The 18,079-nt window shown below is 68.6% G+C and carries 22 protein-coding genes; 15 read left to right on the forward strand and 7 right to left on the reverse strand.

Going from position 1 to position 18,079, the window contains the following annotated elements; translation table 11 throughout:
• Positions 1 to 36: 36 nt before the first annotated feature.
• Genes ABT313_RS41620 through ABT313_RS41630 form a run of 3 tightly spaced genes read left to right on the forward strand, consistent with a single transcriptional unit; the run spans position 37 to position 1,518 of the window.
• The gene (locus tag ABT313_RS41620) at positions 37 to 603 is read left to right on the forward strand and encodes a hypothetical protein (RefSeq protein ID WP_350866104.1); all 567 of its coding nucleotides are present in this window, start codon (positions 37 to 39) and stop codon (positions 601 to 603) included.
• Positions 600 to 1,082, forward strand: coding sequence for an RDD family protein (locus tag ABT313_RS41625; protein ID WP_350866106.1), 483 nt, complete (start codon positions 600 to 602; stop codon positions 1,080 to 1,082). Before ABT313_RS41620 ends, ABT313_RS41625 begins: the two co-directional genes overlap by 4 nt.
• 10 nt (positions 1,083 to 1,092) lie before the next feature.
• Positions 1,093 to 1,518 (forward strand): DUF7144 family membrane protein, encoded by a 426-nt coding sequence (locus tag ABT313_RS41630; protein WP_350866108.1) that lies wholly within the window; start codon positions 1,093 to 1,095, stop codon positions 1,516 to 1,518.
• A gap of 9 nt (positions 1,519 to 1,527) precedes the next feature.
• Here the strand turns inward: ABT313_RS41630 and ABT313_RS41635 are convergent, their stop codons facing one another.
• Entirely contained in the window at positions 1,528 to 4,134 is a 2,607-nt protein-coding gene (locus ABT313_RS41635; protein WP_350866110.1) for a helix-turn-helix transcriptional regulator, read from the reverse strand.
• A 270-nt stretch (positions 4,135 to 4,404) separates the two neighbouring features.
• On the opposite strand from ABT313_RS41635, the gene ABT313_RS41640 reads away from it, so the two are divergent.
• The 6 genes from ABT313_RS41640 to ABT313_RS41665 all read left to right on the forward strand — a co-directional run bounded on the left by ABT313_RS41640 (position 4,405) and on the right by ABT313_RS41665 (position 9,043).
• Positions 4,405 to 4,671 carry a DUF8691 family protein gene (locus tag ABT313_RS41640; RefSeq protein ID WP_350866112.1) on the forward strand — a complete coding sequence of 89 codons (267 nt, stop codon included), beginning with the start codon at positions 4,405 to 4,407 and terminating at the stop codon, positions 4,669 to 4,671.
• A complete protein-coding gene (locus tag ABT313_RS41645; RefSeq protein WP_350866113.1) occupies positions 4,658 to 4,906 on the forward strand; it encodes a hypothetical protein in 249 nt (82 codons plus the stop codon). Before ABT313_RS41640 ends, ABT313_RS41645 begins: the two co-directional genes overlap by 14 nt.
• Before the next feature lie 100 nt (positions 4,907 to 5,006).
• A complete protein-coding gene (locus tag ABT313_RS41650; protein ID WP_350866115.1) occupies positions 5,007 to 5,453 on the forward strand; it encodes a DUF6325 family protein in 447 nt (148 codons plus the stop codon).
• A 10-nt stretch (positions 5,454 to 5,463) separates the two neighbouring features.
• On the forward strand, positions 5,464 to 5,799 hold the full coding sequence (locus tag ABT313_RS41655) for an SHOCT domain-containing protein (protein WP_350866116.1): 336 nt from the start codon (positions 5,464 to 5,466) through the stop codon (positions 5,797 to 5,799).
• An 8-nt stretch (positions 5,800 to 5,807) separates the two neighbouring features.
• A complete protein-coding gene (locus tag ABT313_RS41660) occupies positions 5,808 to 7,376 on the forward strand; it encodes an MFS transporter (RefSeq protein ID WP_350866118.1) in 1,569 nt (522 codons plus the stop codon).
• A 173-nt stretch (positions 7,377 to 7,549) separates the two neighbouring features.
• Positions 7,550 to 9,043, forward strand: a complete 1,494-nt coding sequence (locus ABT313_RS41665; RefSeq protein ID WP_350866119.1) for a DUF2252 domain-containing protein — start codon at positions 7,550 to 7,552, stop codon at positions 9,041 to 9,043.
• Between the two features lie 88 nt (positions 9,044 to 9,131).
• On the opposite strand, the gene ABT313_RS41670 is transcribed toward ABT313_RS41665, so the two are convergent.
• Positions 9,132 to 9,515 carry a PLDc N-terminal domain-containing protein gene (locus ABT313_RS41670; RefSeq protein ID WP_350866121.1) on the reverse strand — a complete coding sequence of 128 codons (384 nt, stop codon included), beginning with the start codon at positions 9,513 to 9,515 and terminating at the stop codon, positions 9,132 to 9,134.
• Between the two features lie 108 nt (positions 9,516 to 9,623).
• Between ABT313_RS41670 and ABT313_RS41675 the strand changes: the two genes are divergently transcribed.
• Positions 9,624 to 10,235, forward strand: coding sequence for an HdeD family acid-resistance protein (locus tag ABT313_RS41675; protein ID WP_350866123.1), 612 nt, complete (start codon positions 9,624 to 9,626; stop codon positions 10,233 to 10,235).
• Positions 10,236 to 10,301: 66 nt separating this feature from the next.
• Here ABT313_RS41675 and ABT313_RS41680 read toward each other — a convergent pair whose 3' ends face one another.
• Both ABT313_RS41680 and ABT313_RS41685 read right to left on the reverse strand, forming a co-directional pair.
• A complete protein-coding gene (locus ABT313_RS41680) occupies positions 10,302 to 11,171 on the reverse strand; it encodes a universal stress protein (RefSeq protein ID WP_350866125.1) in 870 nt (289 codons plus the stop codon).
• Between the two features lie 23 nt (positions 11,172 to 11,194).
• The gene (locus ABT313_RS41685; protein ID WP_350866126.1) at positions 11,195 to 11,725 is read right to left on the reverse strand and encodes a DUF1440 domain-containing protein; all 531 of its coding nucleotides are present in this window, start codon (positions 11,723 to 11,725) and stop codon (positions 11,195 to 11,197) included.
• A 218-nt stretch (positions 11,726 to 11,943) separates the two neighbouring features.
• Between ABT313_RS41685 and ABT313_RS41690 the strand changes: the two genes are divergently transcribed.
• The 4 genes from ABT313_RS41690 to ABT313_RS41705 all read left to right on the forward strand — a co-directional run bounded on the left by ABT313_RS41690 (position 11,944) and on the right by ABT313_RS41705 (position 14,808).
• Positions 11,944 to 12,414, forward strand: a complete 471-nt coding sequence (locus ABT313_RS41690; RefSeq protein ID WP_350866128.1) for a hypothetical protein — start codon at positions 11,944 to 11,946, stop codon at positions 12,412 to 12,414.
• 17 nt (positions 12,415 to 12,431) lie between these two features.
• The gene (locus ABT313_RS41695) at positions 12,432 to 13,103 is read left to right on the forward strand and encodes an alpha/beta fold hydrolase (RefSeq protein ID WP_350866130.1); all 672 of its coding nucleotides are present in this window, start codon (positions 12,432 to 12,434) and stop codon (positions 13,101 to 13,103) included.
• Between the two features lie 146 nt (positions 13,104 to 13,249).
• Complete coding sequence (locus ABT313_RS41700; RefSeq protein WP_350866131.1) at positions 13,250 to 14,179, forward strand: ring-cleaving dioxygenase; 930 nt, start codon at positions 13,250 to 13,252, stop codon at positions 14,177 to 14,179.
• Positions 14,179 to 14,808 carry an alpha/beta hydrolase gene (locus ABT313_RS41705; protein ID WP_350866133.1) on the forward strand — a complete coding sequence of 210 codons (630 nt, stop codon included), beginning with the start codon at positions 14,179 to 14,181 and terminating at the stop codon, positions 14,806 to 14,808. Before ABT313_RS41700 ends, ABT313_RS41705 begins: the two co-directional genes overlap by 1 nt.
• Position 14,809: 1 nt before the next feature.
• On the opposite strand, the gene ABT313_RS41710 is transcribed toward ABT313_RS41705, so the two are convergent.
• Both ABT313_RS41710 and ABT313_RS41715 read right to left on the reverse strand, forming a co-directional pair.
• Positions 14,810 to 15,457: an orotate phosphoribosyltransferase gene (locus ABT313_RS41710; RefSeq protein ID WP_350866135.1), complete on the reverse strand. Its 648-nt coding sequence runs from the start codon at positions 15,455 to 15,457 to the stop codon at positions 14,810 to 14,812.
• Between the two features lie 133 nt (positions 15,458 to 15,590).
• Positions 15,591 to 16,229 (reverse strand): alpha/beta fold hydrolase, encoded by a 639-nt coding sequence (locus tag ABT313_RS41715; protein WP_350866137.1) that lies wholly within the window; start codon positions 16,227 to 16,229, stop codon positions 15,591 to 15,593.
• Between the two features lie 168 nt (positions 16,230 to 16,397).
• Here ABT313_RS41715 and ABT313_RS41720 point away from each other — a divergent pair, with 168 nt between their 5' ends.
• On the forward strand, positions 16,398 to 17,210 hold the full coding sequence (locus ABT313_RS41720) for a hypothetical protein (protein WP_350866139.1): 813 nt from the start codon (positions 16,398 to 16,400) through the stop codon (positions 17,208 to 17,210).
• A 40-nt stretch (positions 17,211 to 17,250) separates the two neighbouring features.
• On the opposite strand, the gene ABT313_RS41725 is transcribed toward ABT313_RS41720, so the two are convergent.
• The gene (locus tag ABT313_RS41725) at positions 17,251 to 18,009 is read right to left on the reverse strand and encodes a PIG-L deacetylase family protein (RefSeq protein WP_350866141.1); all 759 of its coding nucleotides are present in this window, start codon (positions 18,007 to 18,009) and stop codon (positions 17,251 to 17,253) included.
• Between the last annotated feature and the right edge of the window lie 70 nt (positions 18,010 to 18,079).

Below are 18,079 nucleotides of genomic sequence, written 5' to 3' on the forward strand. Positions count from 1 at the left end.
GAGGTGGCCTCCGGTGTCGGGACGCAGCATGGTCGCGTGGTCACTTCAGAGCAGTCCGAGAACCCGCCTGATGCGGCCCCGGCTACCCCGGACGCGATCGTCGTCCTCGACGCGGCAGTCGGAGCTGCTGTGCTGGCAGCGGCCGCCGCGCAGTCGGTCGGACGCCGGGTCGGGGGAGCGCTCAGCCCGGTCCGCCGACGGGTCGGTGGGGTCCTCGGCCCGGTCGCCGTCGTGGTCCTGCGGCCGCCGATGCTGGCGGAGCGATACCAGGCGGCTACCTGGCTGGAAGGTCTGGCCAGGCGCGGTGGCCAAGGACGCGCAGAGCTGGGGAACCAGCTGTCTGTAGTGCTGGACCGGATGGTTCCCGCGGTGGCGGCGGAGGTGCTGGCCCGGATCGACATGGCCGGGCTGGCGGAGGGAGTCATCGCGGAGGTCGACCTCGCCGAGATGATCCGGCAGTCCACCGGGTCTGTCGCGTCCGAGACGGTCCGCGGCGTACGCATGCAAGGTATCTCCGGCGATGAGGCGGTGGGCCGGGTGGTGGCCCGGCTGAGGCTGCGGCGCCCTCGGGCCGAACCTGAGATGACGCCTCAGCAGCCATGAGAACGGACGAGCCGGTGTCGATCGTCCCGCGGGAGGCGCAGCAGTACCAGGGACGACGCGCGGGGCTCGTGACCCGGTCGGTCGCCGGTGTCATCGACGGGATCGTCGTGGTGGTGGCGGTGCTGGCCGGATACGTAGGCCTCAACGGGCTGAGGTTCCTGATCCATCCGCGGGGTTTCCAGTTCAGTGAGGCATCGCCCCTGCCGGGCGTGGTGACCGTACTGCTGGTCATGACCGGCTACCTCTTCGTCGCCTGGTCGATCACCGGACGGACCTACGGCTGCCACCTGATGGGGCTGCGGGTCGTCGGTCGCAGTGGTAAAAGGACGGGTCCGCTGATCGCCCTGCTGCGGGCCTTGTTCTGTGTGTTGTTCCCGCTCGGACTGCTGTTGTGTGCCGGCCGCCGCCAGCACTCTGTGCAGGACTTCGTCCTGGGTACGTCGGTCATCTACGACTGGCGATCCGGACCGCCACGATGAGGAGTTGACCATGTCGGACATCGACAGGCGCGTCCGGGCGCCGCACGGAGGCTGGGTAGGCCCAATCGTCTTCGCCGCCGTGGTGATGCTGGTGATCGGTGCGATGCACGCCTTCGAGGGGCTCGTCGCGCTGCTGAACGACGACTACTACGCGGTTCCGAAGAGCGGTCTGGCCATCCATGTCGACTACACCGGCTGGGGCTGGACACATCTGATCGTCGGCACCGCCGTCCTGGTCGCCGGCTTCGGTGTCCTGATGGGTCAGGTGTGGGCGCGGGCCGTCGGAGTACTCCTCGCCGTCGTGAGCATTCTGACGAACATGGCGTTCCTCTCCGCATCTCCGGGCTGGGTCACGATCATGGTCGCGCTCGACGTCCTGGTGATCTGGGCGCTGACCTTCCACGGTCGTGATGTCCGGCCCAAGCACGGCGCCTGAGGCCCGGGGTCAGGCCTCAGGGCGGGATGGCAGCAGTCCTAACTCCCACGCACGCCGTACGGCCTCGTTCCGGCGGGATGCGCTCAGCTTGCGCAGGATGCTTCGGACATGGCTCCGCACGGTGTTGACGGAGACGTACATCGTCTCGGCGATCTCCTCGGTGGTCAGCAACTCGGCGAGGTACTCGAGCACCTCGTGTTCCTTGCTGGTCAGCGCCGCGGTGACGATCAGGTCGTGTCGTGACACCAGCCAGGGGCCGGTGGTCCGGTCGCGACCATGAGGACCCGGCGCGCGGAGCCACGGGTGATGTGTCATCACGTCACCGCTGGGCTGCAGGAGCGTTCGCAGCACCGGCGGTGCCTCCGCGAACGGACGGCGGAGCTGCTCGGGTGCGGCCAATCTGAGGGCCCGTTCCAGGCACAGACCACTGCGGCCGGTGTCTCCGGTCCTGATCGATTCCGCGGCCTGGACGAGCCAGCCGTCCACCTGGGTCTCGAGTGCGACGGCGCGATCCGGGGCCGGGAGCGGCTCAGCGGACGGCGGGTCGCCGGCCTCGGCAGCAGCTCGCTGCAGCACCAGCCGCGAGCCGACGTTGTCACGACTCGCGGACTGCTCGATCGTCGTGATGGCGTCTCGTGGCCGGTGCTGTGCCACGAGCATCTTCGCCTCGTCGATGGTCAGAGCCTCGCCGAGCCAGCCGCCCTGCGCGCCGTAGCTGTCACGCGCGGCCCGGAGCTCCGCAGCGGCACGATCGATCTTGCCGCTCGCTCGCAGCAGCCTGGCCCTGACCAGGGCGAGTGCGGCCGCGAGGACCCGGGTGTCATGGCCAGGTACGGCTTCCTCGGCACGTTGCATCATCTCTTCGGCGCTGGGCAGCTCGCTCCGATCGGTGTGTACCCAGGCCCCGGCCACGATCGCGGACTGCGGCAGCTGCGCCCCGGACTCTGCCACCGAGGTCGCCTGCGCGACGACTTCGCCGGCGCGACGCAGATGTCCCCAGGCCGCTTCTACCAGCGCGGCCATGCCGAGGAAGTCGACCAGGGCTTCCTGGGCGCCGTGCTCCTCCGCGAGCGCGATGCCCTCGGTGAAGGCTCCCAGGGCCGCCGGGAAGTCTCCCCGCTGGAGCAGCACGCGTCCCTTGCTGCCGGCAACCAACAGCCTCGGCTCCGGATGCGCGACGGCCGACTCCGGCGACGTCGCTCTCAGGTCGGCCTCGGCGATCAGCACCGGCACCAGCCCGCTCTCGGGATCCTCGCCGAGGCTCGCGCAGACCGCTTGCAGCACCTTGATGGCCGACTCGGCCGGCTGCCGTCGAGCGGACGTCTGCCGGTCCAGCCGGACCGCGGCCTGGTGGAGTTGCGACGTACAGCGGTCGACATCGAACTCGGCCAGCGCACGGGCGGCGCGGATGATCGCGGCCTCCGAACCGTCCAGGTCATCGGGCAGGCCGGCGAACAACGTTGTCAGCTGTTGTCGCCGCTGCCCGACCAGCAGGCCGGCGACCTCGAAGTCCTCCACCAGGTACCGGGCGGCGTGCTGCCATTCGCCGGCCGTCACGGCGTGGTGGATCGCCTGCAGCGGCTGACCGTTCTGGGCGAACCAGGCAGCGGCATCGCGGTGCAGTACCGGAACGAGGGCAGGCGACTCGAACATCAGTTGCGCGCGAAGGAACTCGCGGAACAGCGCCTGGTAGCTGTAGCAGTCCGCCGTTCCCGGAACGGGCTGGACGAACGAGTTTCCGTGGGAAAGGAACTGCAACGACCGACCGGCAGCAGCCTGGCCGGTCAGCACTGCGGCCAGCTCCGGCCGGAGCTCGTCGACGATGCAGGTCCGGAGCAGGAACTCGCGCAGCTCCGGCGGCTGGGCGTCGAGTACCTCGGTCATCAGGTACGCCGCGAGGTTTCCGGTGTCGCCGCGGAAGTCCCGGATGACCTGCTCCGGGTCGGCCTTCCCGGTCAGGTTCATGGCCGCGAACATCAGGGCGGCCGGCCAGCCGTCGGTGCGGGCCTGGAGTTCGGCGACCTCCGAGATCGTCAACTCGAGTTTGTGCTCGTGCATCAGCGCCGCGGTCTCGTCGATCGTGAAGGCCAGGTCACTGGCCCGGATCTCGGCGACCGTGCCTGCCAACCGATACAGGTGCAAGGGCAGCGGCGGGTCGGACCGCGTCGCCAGCACCACCCGGATGCGTCCGGCACTGCCGCGGATGAGGCGATCCAGGCTGCGTCCGAACGTCGGCGTGACCGTGAGGTCGCCGCAGTCCACCACCAGCACCAGCCCGGTGTGATCGCGACGGGACAGACCGTCGCGCAGCGACTCCACCACGGCCGGCGGATCGTCAGTGGCCGAATCCAGCGCGACGCGCCTGACGACGGCCGAGCCCTGGTACTGCGCTGCCCACGACTTCAGCAGCATCGTCTTGCCGAAGCCTGCCGGCGCGCAGACCAGCGTGAGCGGCCGCTGGATCCCCAGGCTCAAGCGGTCGACAAGCGCCGGCCGCGGTACTGTCCCCGGCGGGGTCGCCGTGGTCCTGGTCGGGGACCTCAGGTGACCGTAGAACGGTGCATCCGGGGACGTACTGCGCTGTCTTTCCACCCCTACGTACTGATCGCTCGGCATCTCCCCTCCTCGCGACGGCGTGCGACATCACTGAACGCTGGGGAGGCGGTGCGCGATGAATCGCACCCTTCGAAGAAATCACGGAATGTCCCGTAAAACCAGCGTTTCTCGTCCGATTGCCGGACATTCGGAGACTTGCCGGTGTCGAGTCGGGCAGGCGGGCGGGACCTGCCTGCGGATCGGCGCGGGGGAGTTCACCCCACAGGGATGAAGCGATGGCACTTCACCTTTGCGAGCGTCGAAAGCACACGTTGGAACGGAGTGGGTTCGATGGTCGACGCGACGTACGAGATCCGCGTGGCGGGCGCCGTACCTGAAGAGGACCTTCGTGACATGGAAGCTGTGACTGTGGCAGTCGACCAGGTCAGCACCGTCGTGTACAGCATCCCCGACGAGTCGGCTCTCTACGGTCTGCTGGCCAGACTGCGGGCCCTGGGCATCGAGGTCGTCGAGGTCCATCGGATCCTGGGCCCGGCCCGGGAATCGGCAGAGCGGATCGACATCGATCCGGAGGGGGGAGACGATGGCAGCGCATGAGTACGGCTCGTCGTACCAGGTTGCCGTTCAGGGGGAGCTGCGACCTCCGGTTCTGGTCTTCTGCGCGGGCCCGCTGGCTCATCACCGGACTTCCGGGGTCTTTCGGTTGCAGGTCCACGGCGAGCAGGGGATCGCCGATCTGGTGGCGATGCTCCAGACCGCGGGCATGATGATCCTGAGCATCCGGCAGGTCACGCCGCGACGGGTCGGGGCGTCCGCGAGCCTGTCCTCCTGAGCTCATCCCGCGTGGGTGATGACGCTGCCCGCAGCGCGCGGCACTGTGGCGATGAACAGCACGCAGAGTCGCCGGCATCGGTGCGGAGGGGTGGACAGTCATGCCAGACACAGAGGTTCATGGGCCTATCGACTATGTGCTCCTCGAGTTCACCGGCAACAAGTTGACCGGCAGAGCGGCCGACGAGCTGGTGAGCCTCGTCGAGCGCGGCATCGTCCACGTGTACGACGTGCTGGTGGTCGGCAAGGAGGCCGACGGCTCCATCTACATGGTCGATCTGGCCGAGTCGTCAGGTCAGGCCGGCGAGTTCGCCGTCCTCGACGGCGCCCGGACGGGAATCCTGGCCGAGGACGACCTCCGCGAGGTGGCCGATGCGATGCAGCCCGGCACGTTGGCGGCCCTGATCGTGTACGAGAACACCTGGGCGATCCCGTTCGTCGCCGCGGCCCTGGAGTCCGGTGGCCAGATGATTGCCGGCGGGCGGATTCCGGCGCAGGACGTGATGGAGGTCCTCGACGCGATGGAAGCCCTGGAATCGACGAGTTGAGGAGCCTGACATGCCACTGTTGCGAGGATTGGCGAGGACCGCGGCTGTCGCGGGCACCGCGACGGCTGTCGCAGGGCGGGTCCGGCGGCGGCAGGACGCCAAGTTCGCCAGGAAGGACGCCGAGGCAGCACAAGCGCAGGAGCCGGCGCCCGCCGCACCTGCGCCCGCCCCGGCACCGACGTACGCCGCCCCGGCGCCGGCACCCACCTACGCCGCGCCGCCACCGCCGCAGGACACCACGTCGGACCGCTTGGAGCAGCTCAAGTCGTTGGGTGAACTGAAGGACGCGGGTGTTCTCACCCAGGCGGAGTTCGAGGCCCAGAAGGCCAAGATCCTCGCCGGCTGAGTGTCGTCATGACCGGGGAGGCGCGGAGCGTTCCAGCGGGGACGGCAGCCGGCCCGAGGCTCGCCGTCCTCCTGGCGATGGCGATGTTCGTGCTCGTCGTCGACACCTCGCTGATGAACGTGTCCATCTCCTCGGTGGTCAGAGACCTCGACACGACCGTGAGCGGCGTCCAGTCCGCCATCGCGCTCGAGGCGCTGGTATCGGCGGCGTTCATCCTGATCGGGAGCAAGGTCGGTGACCTGATCGGGCGCAAGCGCGCCTACCTGCTGGGCCTGCTCGGCTACGCGATCGGCGCGCTGGCGATGGCACTGTCCCAGAGCCTGACCGCGATCATCGTGTTCTGGGCGCTGGTGGGCGGGCTCGGCGCGTCGCTCCTGCTGCCCGCCATGCAGTCGCTGATCCACGGCAACTTCGAAGGCTCGGCGCAGGTCAAGGCCTATGCCATGGTCGGAGCCGCCGCTGCCCTGGCTGCTGCCGTAGGACCGCTGCTCGGAGGCTTCATCACCACCTATCTGTCGTGGCGGATAGCGTTCTTGCTCGAGGTTCTGGTCATCGGCATCGTTGTCTCGGGCCAGCATCTCGTGCACGACGTGCCGTACACCGGCTCCCGGCGAGTGGACGTGGTCGGCGCCATCTTGTCGGTGCTGGGCATGGGTGGCATCGTGCTCGGCGTCCTGGTGTGGCAGGAAGGCGGGGAGTTCGTCGGTCTGATCATGGGCACGGGCGCGATCGCCCTCGTGCTGCTCGTTCGCTGGCTGGTACGGCGCAAGCGGCAGGGCAAGGCGACGCTTCTCGACCCGGGCCTGTTCAGCTCCGCCGTCTACCGGCTCGGTGTCTCCGGGCAGATGCTCCAGCAGATCGCGCTGGGCGGCACGATGATCGTGCTGCCGATCTATCTGCAGATGGTCCTCGAGTACAACGCGATGCAGGCAGGCCTGTCGCTGGCTCCGCTGTCGCTCAGCATGTTCGGGGCGGCGATCCTGGCCGAGAAGAAGGCCGGCGGGCGACGCCCGAGCAGCATCATCAGGTGGGGCTTCACGTTGTTGACCGCAGGCCTGCTGCTGCTGATCCCGATCGTGCCCCGCGCGGACACGGGCTGGATCCTGGTCGGGCCGCTGATCATCGCCGGCGTCGGGCTGGGGCTGCTGGTGTCGCAGCTCAACAACTACACGCTGGGACCGATCTCGGAGGAGCGGGTCAGCGAGGCGGCGGGCGTCAATTCGGCGGCGGGCTCGTTCGGGCTTTCGTTCGGATTGGCGTTCGCCGGTGCCATCATGCTGGCCACGCTGTCGTTCACCTTCACGAAGCTGTCGGACTCGAGCACCGTTCTTCCGCCGGCGCAGCAGGAGCAGGTCGCGCAGGCGCTGGAGGACGACGCGGAGGTGATGAGCAACACCGAGCTCGAGAAGGTGCTGGCCAAGCAACCGCAGCCGATCCGGGACGAGATCATCCGCATCAACACCGACGCCCGGCCGATCGCCCTTCAGGTGGCGCTGGGCATCCCGATTCTCGCCGGGCTGGCCGGGCTGGTGAACTCCTTCCGGATGGCTCGCCGCGGCGACTCGCCGCACTCCTGATGACCGAGGCTGTGCCGGACGGCGCCGCGACGTTCACCGATCAGCTGCATGGTGGCAACCTGCGGTTCATCCGGCGGGGGTGATGCCGTCAGAGTGACCCCTGGTGTTGCCTGTGCTCGTGGGGATCAGTGTCTGCTGACCTGGCGTGACCATGTCCGGAGGGGAAGAGCAGCATGAGCGCACGGATCACGATGGTGGAGGCTGGGAAGGGTTCACCCACACCGGGAGCGGCTCGCGCCGACGGGCGGACGGCGTACTCGTCGCGTCGCCTCGCGCCGGCCGACCGGGCCCGCCTGGGGCTCGCGGCGCGGGCGGCGCTTCCACCGCGTGAGCAGGCGGAGCTGGTCCTCCCCGCGAGGCGTCCGGATCCGGTTGCACTGCTCGAGCAGCAGGCGCGGTCCCGCATCGCCGAACTGGTGCCGGTGCGGCACGGCAGGATGATGCTGTCGCCGCTCGCCTTCTTCCGGGGCAACGCCCTCGGGATGGCCACCGACCTCGGCGCCGCACCGGTATCGGGTCTCGGCGCGCAGCTGTGCGGTGACGCCCACCTGTCGAACTTCGGAGTGTCCGGATCTCCCGAGCGGCGACTGCTCTTCGACATCAACGACTTCGACGAGACCATCGCCGGTCCGTGGGAGTGGGACGTCAAACGTTTCGCCGCGAGTCTGGCGGTGGCCGGCCGGGGCAACGGGTTCTCGCGGAAGGAACGCCGCAAGTGCGTCCTGGAGAGCATCCGGCGCTATCGCGACGCCAGCGCCGAGTTCGGAACCATGCGCGCTCTGGACGTCTGGTACGCCCGGGCCGATATCGACGCGGTGGAGGCGGCGCTGCGCAGCAAGGTGTCCTCGAGCCGGCGCATGAACGTCGACGAGACGTTGCTGCGGGCACGGGGCAGCGGGAACCTCAAGGCGTGCGCGAAGCTGACCGAGATGACCGATGACGGCGTACGGCTCAAGGCGCACCCGCCGTTGATGATCCCGATCGACGACTTCCTGTCCGGCGCCGACCGGGAAGAGTTCGAGACCGGGATGCGCGAGCTGCTGGGCCTCTACCGCCGGTCGTTGCCGCCCGAGCGCCGGGACCTGCTCGACCAGTTCGAGTACGTCGACCTGGCCCGCAAGGTGGTCGGGGTGGGCAGCGTGGGGACGCGGTGCTGGATCGTGCTGCTGCGCGGCCGGGACGACGGTGATCCGCTTCTCCTCCAGGTCAAGGAGGCCGAGCCGTCGGTGCTCAAGACGAAGGTGCCGACCGTACTCAGGCAGCGGCCCGCTCCTCGCAACGAGGGGGAGCGCGTGGTGGTGGGGCAGCGGCTGATGCAGGCCGCGGACGATATCTTCCTCGGCTGGCAGCGGGTCACCGGAATCGACGGACGGACGCGTGACTTCTACGTCCGGCAGTTGCGGGACATGAAGGTTTCGGCCGCGGTGGAGAAGATGGACCCGCGCAGCATGACGATGTACGGCCAGCTGTGCAGCTGGACACTCGCCAGAGCTCATGCCCGATCGGGTGACCGGATCGCGCTGGCGACGTACCTCAACAGCGACGACGCCTTCCCCGAGGCGATGGCGGAGTACGCCGAGGCGTACGCCGACCAGAACGAGCGCGACTACCAGGTGTTCCTGAACGCCATCAAGAGCGGCCGGCTAGAGGCCGAGAGCGGACTGTAGCGAGGCCGACGCACGGGGACCTGCCTGCTCGTCCGGACGGCCGTCGCCGGGTTGGGCACGAGCAGGCAGGTCGGCTGTCGGCGACCGATCAGGCCGCCAGCGCCTTCGCCTTGAGGGCGTCGAACTCGGCCTGCGAGATCTTGCCGTTGTCGAGCAGCGAGCTGGCCTGGGCGATCTGGTCGGCCGGACTGGTCGATGAGCCCGCGACCTGCTTGATGTAGTCGTCCTGCTGGCGCTGGAGGTCGGCGTGGCTGGCGGCCGTCCGCTGTGCCATACCTTTGCCGCGGGCGATGACATAGATCAGCGCGGTGAGGAACGGGAAGAACAGCAGGGCGACAAGCCAGATGGCTTTGACCCATCCTGAGGTCGCGCTGTCGCGGAACAGGTCCGTGATGATCGAGAACAGCATCATCAGGTACGCCACGAAGGCGAAGCTGATGATGATGAACCACACAATGTCCCAGAAACTCATTGCAGCGTCCTTTCTCCGGTACGCGAAACGCGCGTGATAAACCCTGGCGTCTCGCGGCCGGGGCGGCCTCACCTCGCGGGGATGATCTTCCGGACGTGGATCCGGACCATGATGAGCCTGAACTTGTCGTGTGCGCCGGCCGGGGAGGTCCTGGAGATGGATCGCGAGCTGTTCGGGTCGAGCTGGAAGATGATGGTGGTCCGCGGGGCGGTCGCCGTCGTGTTCGGGATCGTGGCGATCGTCTGGCCGATAGAGACCGGGCTCGCCCTGATGTTGCTGTGGGGATTCTGGGCGTTACTGGAAGGCATCAGCCTGCTGGTGCAGGCGTTTCGATCCGATGGCCAGGGGAGCCGGGCGGGGCGTGCGGTGCTGGGTGTGCTCGCGTTGATCGTGGCGTTCTTCGCGATCTTCAGTCCGGGCGTGACAGCCAAGGCACTGACGTGGATCTTCGGCATCTGGCTCATCGTCCGCGGTGTCTCCGAGATCTTCGCGGCGTTCAGCAGTTACCGCCTCTCACCCCGCTGGTTGCTCCTCCTCGGCGCCGCCCTGTCGATCCTCCTGGGCATCTTCTTCGTCGCCAACCCAGGACGCGCCGCCGTCGGCATCGCTGTCTGGCTCGGTCTGATTGCCGTGTGCTGGGGTGTCGTCTGGATCGTCGCCGGCTTCCTCCACCGCCGAGAACACCAATGGCCCGCCCCCACCAATCCCGCACCCGCCTGAGTTTGCCGCCAAACAACGCCTTCGCGGATTGGCGTAGCCGTAATTCCGGCCGGCAACACCCGGCAGTCAGACGGCGTCGGGGCCTACCGCAACGACTGGGCCGCGAGCCAGTTGTTGGACTGTGCAGGCGGTGGAGCCGTGGAGGAGGCGTCGGAGCCAGGTGTGGGTTGTGGAGCCGATGACGGTCAGTGCGGCGGCGGCGGATTCGGCGAGGATGGCGGAGTCGGCGGGGCCGGTGGTGACGGTCCAGCGGACGTCGACTTCCGGGTAGGCCATCTGCCAGACGCGGACGGTGTCCTCGATGTCGTCGTGCCGGTTGACGGACGTCGCGTGGACGATCGTCAGTCCGGTGCCGCGGCGGCGAGCTGCCCGGAACGCGAATCCGAGGACTGGTTGCGGGCCGCCTGTCCGGTCGATGCCGACGACGACCCGGCCGGCGGACGGTCCGGGCGCATACGGTGACGTCAGCCCGACGACGGCGACGGAGTTCGGCGTACGGCGTCGTAGCCGGCGGATCCACGACCGCCCGGACGGCTGGTCATGCCCGACGACCAGCAAACTCTGCCGCCCGCCGTGTTCGGCCGCGCTGGCGAGTGCGGCGGCGGGCTTGCCGGGGAAGACGATGGTGCTGACCCGCAGGCCGGATGCGATCCGGCGGGCGCGGCGCTCCGCGACCTCGACGACCTTCTCGGCGCTCTCGCGGACCCGGGGGTCGACGGTCGTGTGGCCGAACGGGTCGAGTACGCGGACCCACTGGAACGCGTGCACGATCCGAAGCTCGGACTGCCGTGCCGCAGCCTCTGCGGCCGCCCACTCCACCGCGTCCTTGCTGTCCTCGGAGCCCCTGACCAGAACGATCACCGGACCATGATCCGGTCCCACAACCGCGGTCGCGGGTACGGCGCTCGCCGCCCGCCCGCCGCGAAAGAGCTTCATCCGACGCCTCCAAAGGCCGGTTGTCAGAGCCGGATGCGGCGGGCGAGCCTGAAGGCCGCCGCCGTGGTCAGGCCGTAGACCAGGTGCGCGCTCAGGTCCTTGGCGAGGGTCACGCGGTCGTACTTCCAGATCGGCTCGTAGAGCTTCGCGGCCGGCAGTACGACGTACCCGGACCCCCAGACGCCGGCGCCGAACGGTACGCCGTACCAGACCCGCGGAGTCCGCAGCGAGCCCGCGAGGACGCCGTACACGGCCGCGTTGGCGATGCCGTAGCCCCAGTGCATGATGTTGTTGACCAGCGCGGCCCGCTCGTCGGGCAACTCGCGCTGCAGCAGCCCGTCGTACAAACGTCTGCCGACCTGTGCCGGTGCAGGCGCCTGGTCCCAGCTGTGGATGTCGGCGGAGAACTCCCAGCGTGCGAATCCGCCGTCGCCGCCGCCCTTGCGGTAGCGGAAGTAGAGCAGCGCATCCATCGCCATCGTCCCGACCACCCCGGCCAGGAGACCACGGGTAATCGCCCCGACCGGAGTCAGGCAGTCACGGTTCAGTTTCATCAGGTGGTCTCCTTCGTCGGCGCTCGTGGGGGAACTGTCACCACCCAGGCTGACCCCCGGACACCCCGGATTGCACCAGTGAACCCCCCTGGTGTGCACGCGGGTCCACGCCGGTGGGTCAGGGCTGGGCGGTGGACCAGTGGTTTCCCCTGGGGTGATGTATCAACCCGCGGCGGAAGGTGGGGTCATCGAAAGGCTCCTAGCCAAAGGAAAGGGCAATGACCACCATCCGCTTCAGTGAGACCACCACCTCGACGCCGGCGCAGTTCGTCGCGGCGTTGACCGACTTCGGGCCGGGACGGGCGCAGTTGTTCGCGAACAGCAGCGACGACTACCTGAAGGTGCACGACCAAGGACCCGGGTACGCCGACGTCACGGAAGGATCAGGCGGGGTGTGGGAGCGCCTGCACTACAACTGGTCCGACCTGCACCACGTCGTCCTCACGACCACCGACTCCAACGTCTGGGGCGGCGCGTCCGGACACTCCTACACCTTCACCGAGCACGCCGACGGCGCGACCACGATCGACGTCGTGATCGTCCGCGAGGGCAAGAACCTCAAGGGCCATCTGCTCGCGACCTTGTTCGCACTCGGCGGCAAGAGCGTGATCCGCAAGGCGTTCGACAACACCGTCCGGGCCATCGAGGCCCGCAACATCCCAACCACCACCATCCGGACCGAGGTCTGACCACCATGAAGAACTTGATGCCCAAGGCAAGAAACCTGATCCTCGCAGCGCTCGGCACCGCGCTGCTGGTCGGCGGCGCGACCACCGCGCAGGCCGCCCAGTCCGCACCCACCCAGGCGAAGCCGACCATCGTGCTGCTGCACGGCGCCTTCGCCGACGGCTCGAGCTGGTCCGAGGTGACCGGCAGGCTCCAGCACGACGGCTACACCGTCGTCGCCCCCGCCGTACCGCTGCGCGGGATCGCCGCCGACACGTCGTACCTGAGCGGCGTCCTCGCCACCATCCCCGGTCCGAAGGTCCTCGTCGGCCACTCGTACGGCGGTGCGCTGGTGAGCGAGCTCGCCGACACCCCCGACGTGAAGTCGCTGGTCTACGTGGCCGCGTTCATCCCGCAGGCCGGCGAGACCCTCGGCGCGCTGAACTCGCAGTTCCCCGGCAGCGAACTCGGCCCGCAGCTCGTGCCGATCAGCTACCCCGGTGGTCTCGACCTCGCGATCAAGCCCGACAACGCCCGCGCCGTCTTCGCCGCGGACCTGCCCGCCCGCCAGGCCGCGATCTTCGTCGCCGCCGAACGCTTCATGGCCAACCGGGCCCACGCCACCATCACCGAAATCCCCGGCGCCTCCCACCTGGTCGCGCTGTCACAACCCGCAGCCGTAACCACCGTGATCGAACGAGCCGCCCGTTGACACCCGCAACAAAGAGCCGGCCGGAGCCTGTCTCCGGCCGGCTCTTCCACGTCTCGGGCTGCTTCCTGAACCGATCCCGAGGTCGTAGTGTCGAGAACGGGAGGACTCTCATGGCTGATTCGGTTGCACCGCACGGATTGCATCATGTGACTGCCATTGCGGAGGATCCGCAGCGGAACGTCGACTTCTACACAACGGTGCTGGGGCTTCGGCTGGTGAAGCGGACGGTGAACTTCGACGCTCCGAGCACCTATCACTTGTACTACGGGGACTCGTCGGGCCGCCCGTCGACGCTGTTGACGTTCTTCCCGTGGCCCGGGGCGCCGAACGGCAAGCAGGGGACCGGGCTTACGACGGCGACCGCGTTCAGTATTCCGCCGGAGTCGCTCGGGTGGTGGCAGCAGCGGCTTCAGACCCTTGGCGTCGATGCTGACGCTCCGGTTGCCGGCGCTGACGAGGAGGTGCTGAGGCTGCGCGATCCCGACGGCCTGGTGATCGAGTTGGTCGCCTCCGACGGTGACAGCCGGTCCGGTTGGGACGGCGTCGCCGCCATACCGTTCGACAACGCGATCCGCGGGCTCTTCTCGGTGACGATGACGGAGCAGATGCTCGACCCGACGGCCGAGATGCTCGACGGCCTGCTGGGCATGCAGCACGGCCAGGACACCAAGGACGGGACACGGTTCGTGATGTCCGGTGGAGCCGAGGGTACGGCGGTGGACGTCCGGCCCAGCAGCGAGAATCGCGGCGTACAGGCTGCCGGAACGGTCCATCACATCGCGTTCCGGGCGCCTGACGGCGAGACCCAGGCGAAGTGGCGGCTCGAGCTGATCGAGGCCGGCGTACAGGTGACCGAGATCCTCGACCGGCAGTACTTCACCTCCATCTACTTCCGCGAACCCGGCGGCGTCCTGCTGGAGATCGCGACCGACCAACCGGGCTTCACCGTCGACGAACCGCTGCTCGAGCTCGGCCAGCACCTGAAGCTTCCGCCCTGGCTCGAGCCGAATCGCGAGCAGATCGAGAACACGTTGCCGTCGCTGCGCGTTCCACCGGCGCCGAAGCCCGGCGACTGATGAGCGAGGACCCGCTCGGTCGGCCGTACATCTGGCAGCCGGGCTCGTCCGCGCCGCCGCTGCTGTTGCTGCACGGCACAGGCGGTGACGAGCGCGATCTTCTGGTACTGCGCCGCCACCTAGCGCCCGACGCACCCGTACTGTCGCCCCGCGGGACGGTGTCCGAGCAGGGGATGGCACGGTTCTTCCGGAGGCTGCGGGAGGGCGTGTTCGACGAAGACGACATCCGGCTGCGGGCCGACGAGTTGGCGGCCTTCCTCGCCGCCGCCGAGGCGAAGTACGACGTACCCGCCGGTTCCTGGATGGCGGTCGGCTTCTCCAACGGCGCCAACATGGCGTCCGCGCTGCTGCTACGCCACCCGGAGTCGCTCGCCGGCGCCGTACTGCTGGCCGCGATGGTTCCGTTCGCGGCAGACGAGCCTCAAGACCATGGCCTGGCCGGCAAACGCGTGCTGATCGTCAACGGCGACACCGACCCGATGGCCACCCCCGCCCAGACCAGCAGGCTGGCCGAACAACTCCGCCGCCGTGACGCCGACGTACAACTCCTGCCGTTCACCGGCGGCCACACCATCGACCCCGCGCAACTTCCCCGCATCAAAGCCTTCATCCAGGCCGCGGAGGAGTGAGTCAGGCTGCTTGGTCGAGGAGCGACCAGCGGGGGTCGTCGTCGGTCCAGTGGTTGACCAGGGCGTTGACCGCGAGGCGGTGGACCGCGGGATCGAGTACGCCGTTGTCGCTCGCGGCGTCGAGGACCTCGAGGTAGGTGGCGACGGACTCGATCGGGAGGGTCTTCGCGATCGGTGTGACCGAGGTGGCGACGTCGCGCATGTCGACGAGGGTGAAGACGCCGACGAGGATCGCGCCCTCGCGCTGGAGCTCGTCGGCGAACGCCTCGAGCGCCGTACCCGAGGAGACGGCGTCGTCGACGAGCAGCACCCGTCGGCCGGCGACCGAGGCTCCGCGGACGCGTGGTTCGTGGTCCTCGTGTCCGACGTATCCGGGCTTGCGGGCGAACGCGAACGGGAGGTTGCCGGCGAGCGCGACCGCGGTGGCCAGCGGGATGCCGCCGGTCTCTGCGCCGACGACCACCTCCGCGCCCATCCGCCGGGCGAAGTCTGCTCCCGGTACGGCGAGGTCGTGCAGCAGGTGCGGGTCGCCGTACGCGTTCTCGTTGGACAACGGATGCAGCGGCAGCCGCGTGTTCATGTCCCAGTGCGAGACACCGGGCCGAACCAGCCCCGGCACCGTCGCAAGCCTGGTGATCAGAGTCGGCACTGCCGCGCTCCGGCCCAGAAGCCTTGTCCGCTTGGGATTCGCCAAACTCATCCGATTCGTTGTCATATCTCGACGATCGCGCGACGCCGGGTCCGTCGCACCCGTCGTACTCCCTGGTGATCGCCCTGGGTACCTACGAGTCCTTGCGAGGTAGGAAGTTGGTAATGGCTAGGGCTGTGGCGTCGGGTTCTTGTTCGGCGGGGTAGTGGCCGGATTGTTCGAGGACGACGGCGGTGATGTCTGTGACGAGGGTGCGGAGGCCGTCGGCGACGGCGGTTCCCATGGCGTAGCGGCCGCCGATCGCGAGGACCGGGGTGTGGATCGGGTTCTGTTGCAGTCGTTGGACGTCGGCGATGTCGTCGGCGCGGGTTCGGTAGTAGCCGAGGCCGGCCTCCAGAGCGTCGTAGGTCGTGTAGGCGTCGATGTAGGCACGCACTGTGTCCGGGGCGAGCCCGGCCGGGCCGGCGCTCTGGCGGAGGAAGGTGCCGTAGTAGGCGTCTTCGCGGCCGGGAACGAGTTGCTCGGCGAGGCCGGGTGTGCGGTTGAACGGCCCGTGCCAGGCCGGGTAATGCTCGGCGCCTGGTGCGGGGAGGGCGACGTCGATGCCAGGCAGGATCTCCTCCTCGATCACGATCGCGTTCACCGCCTCGGGCCTGGCGGCGGCCAGCAGCAGCGCGACCGAGGCACCCCAGTCATGCCCGATCAAAGCGAAACGGTCGAGCCCGCGCTCGCTGAGCTCGTTGCCGAGAAGGTCGGCCAGGTCATTCCCCACGGCGAACTGCCGCGCGTTCGATCCCCCTCTCGGCTTCCCTCTCGGAAATGCCGTCGGACGCGCGGCAGTTCGATCACGCTAAGCGAGCAGTTCCGCGTCGTCCATCGGGTACGGCGTAGAGGCGGACAACTGCCTCCCTACAGCTCGCCACGTAACGTGACGATGGTGATGCCCGATGTACAGGCGGGGGAGAAGTTCGAGATGACGCCACGGCCACCGGCAGCACGGGACGACACCAGCGCCGGGTACTTCCTGGACGCGGCCGCCGAGCTGATCGACGCAATGTTCGACGACACGATCCGGGAACGTCCACGACGGCTGCGGGGCATCCACTTTCCGGCCGCGCTCGAGTGGATGCGGGTCAGCGATGTCGTCGGCCTCGCGCAGGAGCGCCACGGTGACGGTGCGAGCGAGAAGGCGTTCCGCAACCGGTGGCCCGACCGCAACACGTTCGTCAAGGCGGCGATCATCCACACGATGCTGTACCGCGACGCACCCGACTCCAACCCGGCGCTGCACGCGGCGAAGCTGCCGGCCGGCGCCACCGCCGAGAGCCTGGCCGTCTCGGTCGTCGAGCTGTGTGACGGCCTCCTCCAGTCGCTGCAGTCCAGACCGCGGTCGTACCTGCTGCACCACATCGGACCTCTCCTCGACCGGTATCCCGACCTGAGAACGGCGATCCTCCAGGACATCGCCCGTACCCGGGAGCCGTGGCTCGAGGGGTACGCCGTACTGCTCGCGGCACTCGGGCTCCAGCTCAGGCCGGGGTGGACGATCGAGCGGGTGGGGCTGGCGTTGCAGGCCATGCTCGACGGGTTCCTGTTCCGATCCCGTGTGCAGTCCGAGGAGATGGACGACGCCCGGATCGCGGAAGCAAGCCTGTTCGCCGAGACCGTCATCGCCTTCCTCGTCGGCATCCTCGACGCCGACGCTTCACACGAGTCGACCCACACAGCCCTCGACGAAGCCGGGCCACCCTAGACCTCCACGCCGAGTTGCTGGAGGAAGGTGCAGCGGTCGCTCAGTCCTGCATGGCCTCGGTGAAGAAGGCTGGGGGTGCTTGGAGGTCGTGGGCGCGGAAGAGGACGGCGTGGTCGACGTTCATGGCCTTGCCGCTCATCGCGGTGAGCTTCGGGATGAAGTCGGCGGGGGCAGGGTGGCCCGGGAGTGCGGCGAGGTAAGCGGCGTGGGCCTCGAGTGAGGCGATGCCGCGCTGGAGTGGCTCGCCGGTGACGTCGACGCCGTGGGTTGCGGCGCCCGGGAGGCCAGGGACGAGGTACCAGCGTGCGGAGTGGATCTCGAGGTTCTCGTCGTCGATCTGCTCCGGGAAGACCCAGCGGTTGCCCGCGTCCCGTACGGCGTCGAGGGTCGCAAGTCCGGCGGCTCGATGGTCGGCCTGATCGAAGCCGAACGGCGTCTCGACCTCGTACCCCGCGCCGAGTACGACGTCGGGCTTGAACCGGCGGATCTCACGGCAGATGTCGCGGCGGAGATGGAGGCCGTAGACGAGTACGCCGTCCGGGTGCTCCAGCACGGTCAGGTCCGTGACGCCGACAACGGCACAGGCGGCCTGTTGCTCAGCGACACGCAGGCGTGCCGTCTCCTCGGGACGGTTCGGCATACCCGCCTCGCCGCGGGTCAGCAGAAGATAGGCGACCTCGATACCGCGCGCGGTCCACCGGGCGACGGCCGCGGACGCGCCGTACTCCATGTCGTCGGGGTGCGCGACAACGCACAACACCCGACGGAACGACTCCTCAGGCAAGACAGCCAACGTCATACGGGCCATCCTCGCACGCGATCGGGGCGGTACGGTTAGGCCAGATCTGCCCGGTGGTTCTTGTGGATCG

The sequence above is a fragment of the Kribbella sp. NPDC000426 genome, assembly GCF_040300265.1.
In the GTDB taxonomy this organism is placed as follows: Bacteria; Actinomycetota; Actinomycetes; order Propionibacteriales; family Kribbellaceae; genus Kribbella.

What these genes read in the sequence shown, in the direction of transcription:
- ABT313_RS41625 (WP_350866106.1), top strand. Translation starts at nt 600, where the DNA reads ATGAGAACGGACGAGCCGGTGTCGATCGTCCCGCGGGAGGCGCAGCAG.
- ABT313_RS41660 (WP_350866118.1), top strand. Translation starts at nt 5,808, where the DNA reads ATGACCGGGGAGGCGCGGAGCGTTCCAGCGGGGACGGCAGCCGGCCCG.
- ABT313_RS41720 (WP_350866139.1), top strand. Translation starts at nt 16,398, where the DNA reads ATGCCCGATGTACAGGCGGGGGAGAAGTTCGAGATGACGCCACGGCCA.
- ABT313_RS41725 (WP_350866141.1), bottom strand. Translation starts at nt 18,009, where the DNA reads ATGACGTTGGCTGTCTTGCCTGAGGAGTCGTTCCGTCGGGTGTTGTGC.
- ABT313_RS41695 (WP_350866130.1), top strand. Translation starts at nt 12,432, where the DNA reads ATGCCCAAGGCAAGAAACCTGATCCTCGCAGCGCTCGGCACCGCGCTG.
- ABT313_RS41685 (WP_350866126.1), bottom strand. Translation starts at nt 11,725, where the DNA reads ATGAAACTGAACCGTGACTGCCTGACTCCGGTCGGGGCGATTACCCGT.
- ABT313_RS41630 (WP_350866108.1), top strand. Translation starts at nt 1,093, where the DNA reads ATGTCGGACATCGACAGGCGCGTCCGGGCGCCGCACGGAGGCTGGGTA.
- ABT313_RS41655 (WP_350866116.1), top strand. Translation starts at nt 5,464, where the DNA reads ATGCCACTGTTGCGAGGATTGGCGAGGACCGCGGCTGTCGCGGGCACC.
- ABT313_RS41665 (WP_350866119.1), top strand. Translation starts at nt 7,550, where the DNA reads ATGAGCGCACGGATCACGATGGTGGAGGCTGGGAAGGGTTCACCCACA.
- ABT313_RS41675 (WP_350866123.1), top strand. Translation starts at nt 9,624, where the DNA reads ATGATGAGCCTGAACTTGTCGTGTGCGCCGGCCGGGGAGGTCCTGGAG.
- ABT313_RS41640 (WP_350866112.1), top strand. Translation starts at nt 4,405, where the DNA reads ATGGTCGACGCGACGTACGAGATCCGCGTGGCGGGCGCCGTACCTGAA.
- ABT313_RS41680 (WP_350866125.1), bottom strand. Translation starts at nt 11,171, where the DNA reads ATGAAGCTCTTTCGCGGCGGGCGGGCGGCGAGCGCCGTACCCGCGACC.
- ABT313_RS41690 (WP_350866128.1), top strand. Translation starts at nt 11,944, where the DNA reads ATGACCACCATCCGCTTCAGTGAGACCACCACCTCGACGCCGGCGCAG.
- ABT313_RS41650 (WP_350866115.1), top strand. Translation starts at nt 5,007, where the DNA reads ATGCCAGACACAGAGGTTCATGGGCCTATCGACTATGTGCTCCTCGAG.
- ABT313_RS41705 (WP_350866133.1), top strand. Translation starts at nt 14,179, where the DNA reads ATGAGCGAGGACCCGCTCGGTCGGCCGTACATCTGGCAGCCGGGCTCG.
- ABT313_RS41645 (WP_350866113.1), top strand. Translation starts at nt 4,658, where the DNA reads ATGGCAGCGCATGAGTACGGCTCGTCGTACCAGGTTGCCGTTCAGGGG.
- ABT313_RS41635 (WP_350866110.1), bottom strand. Translation starts at nt 4,134, where the DNA reads ATGCCGAGCGATCAGTACGTAGGGGTGGAAAGACAGCGCAGTACGTCC.
- ABT313_RS41670 (WP_350866121.1), bottom strand. Translation starts at nt 9,515, where the DNA reads ATGAGTTTCTGGGACATTGTGTGGTTCATCATCATCAGCTTCGCCTTC.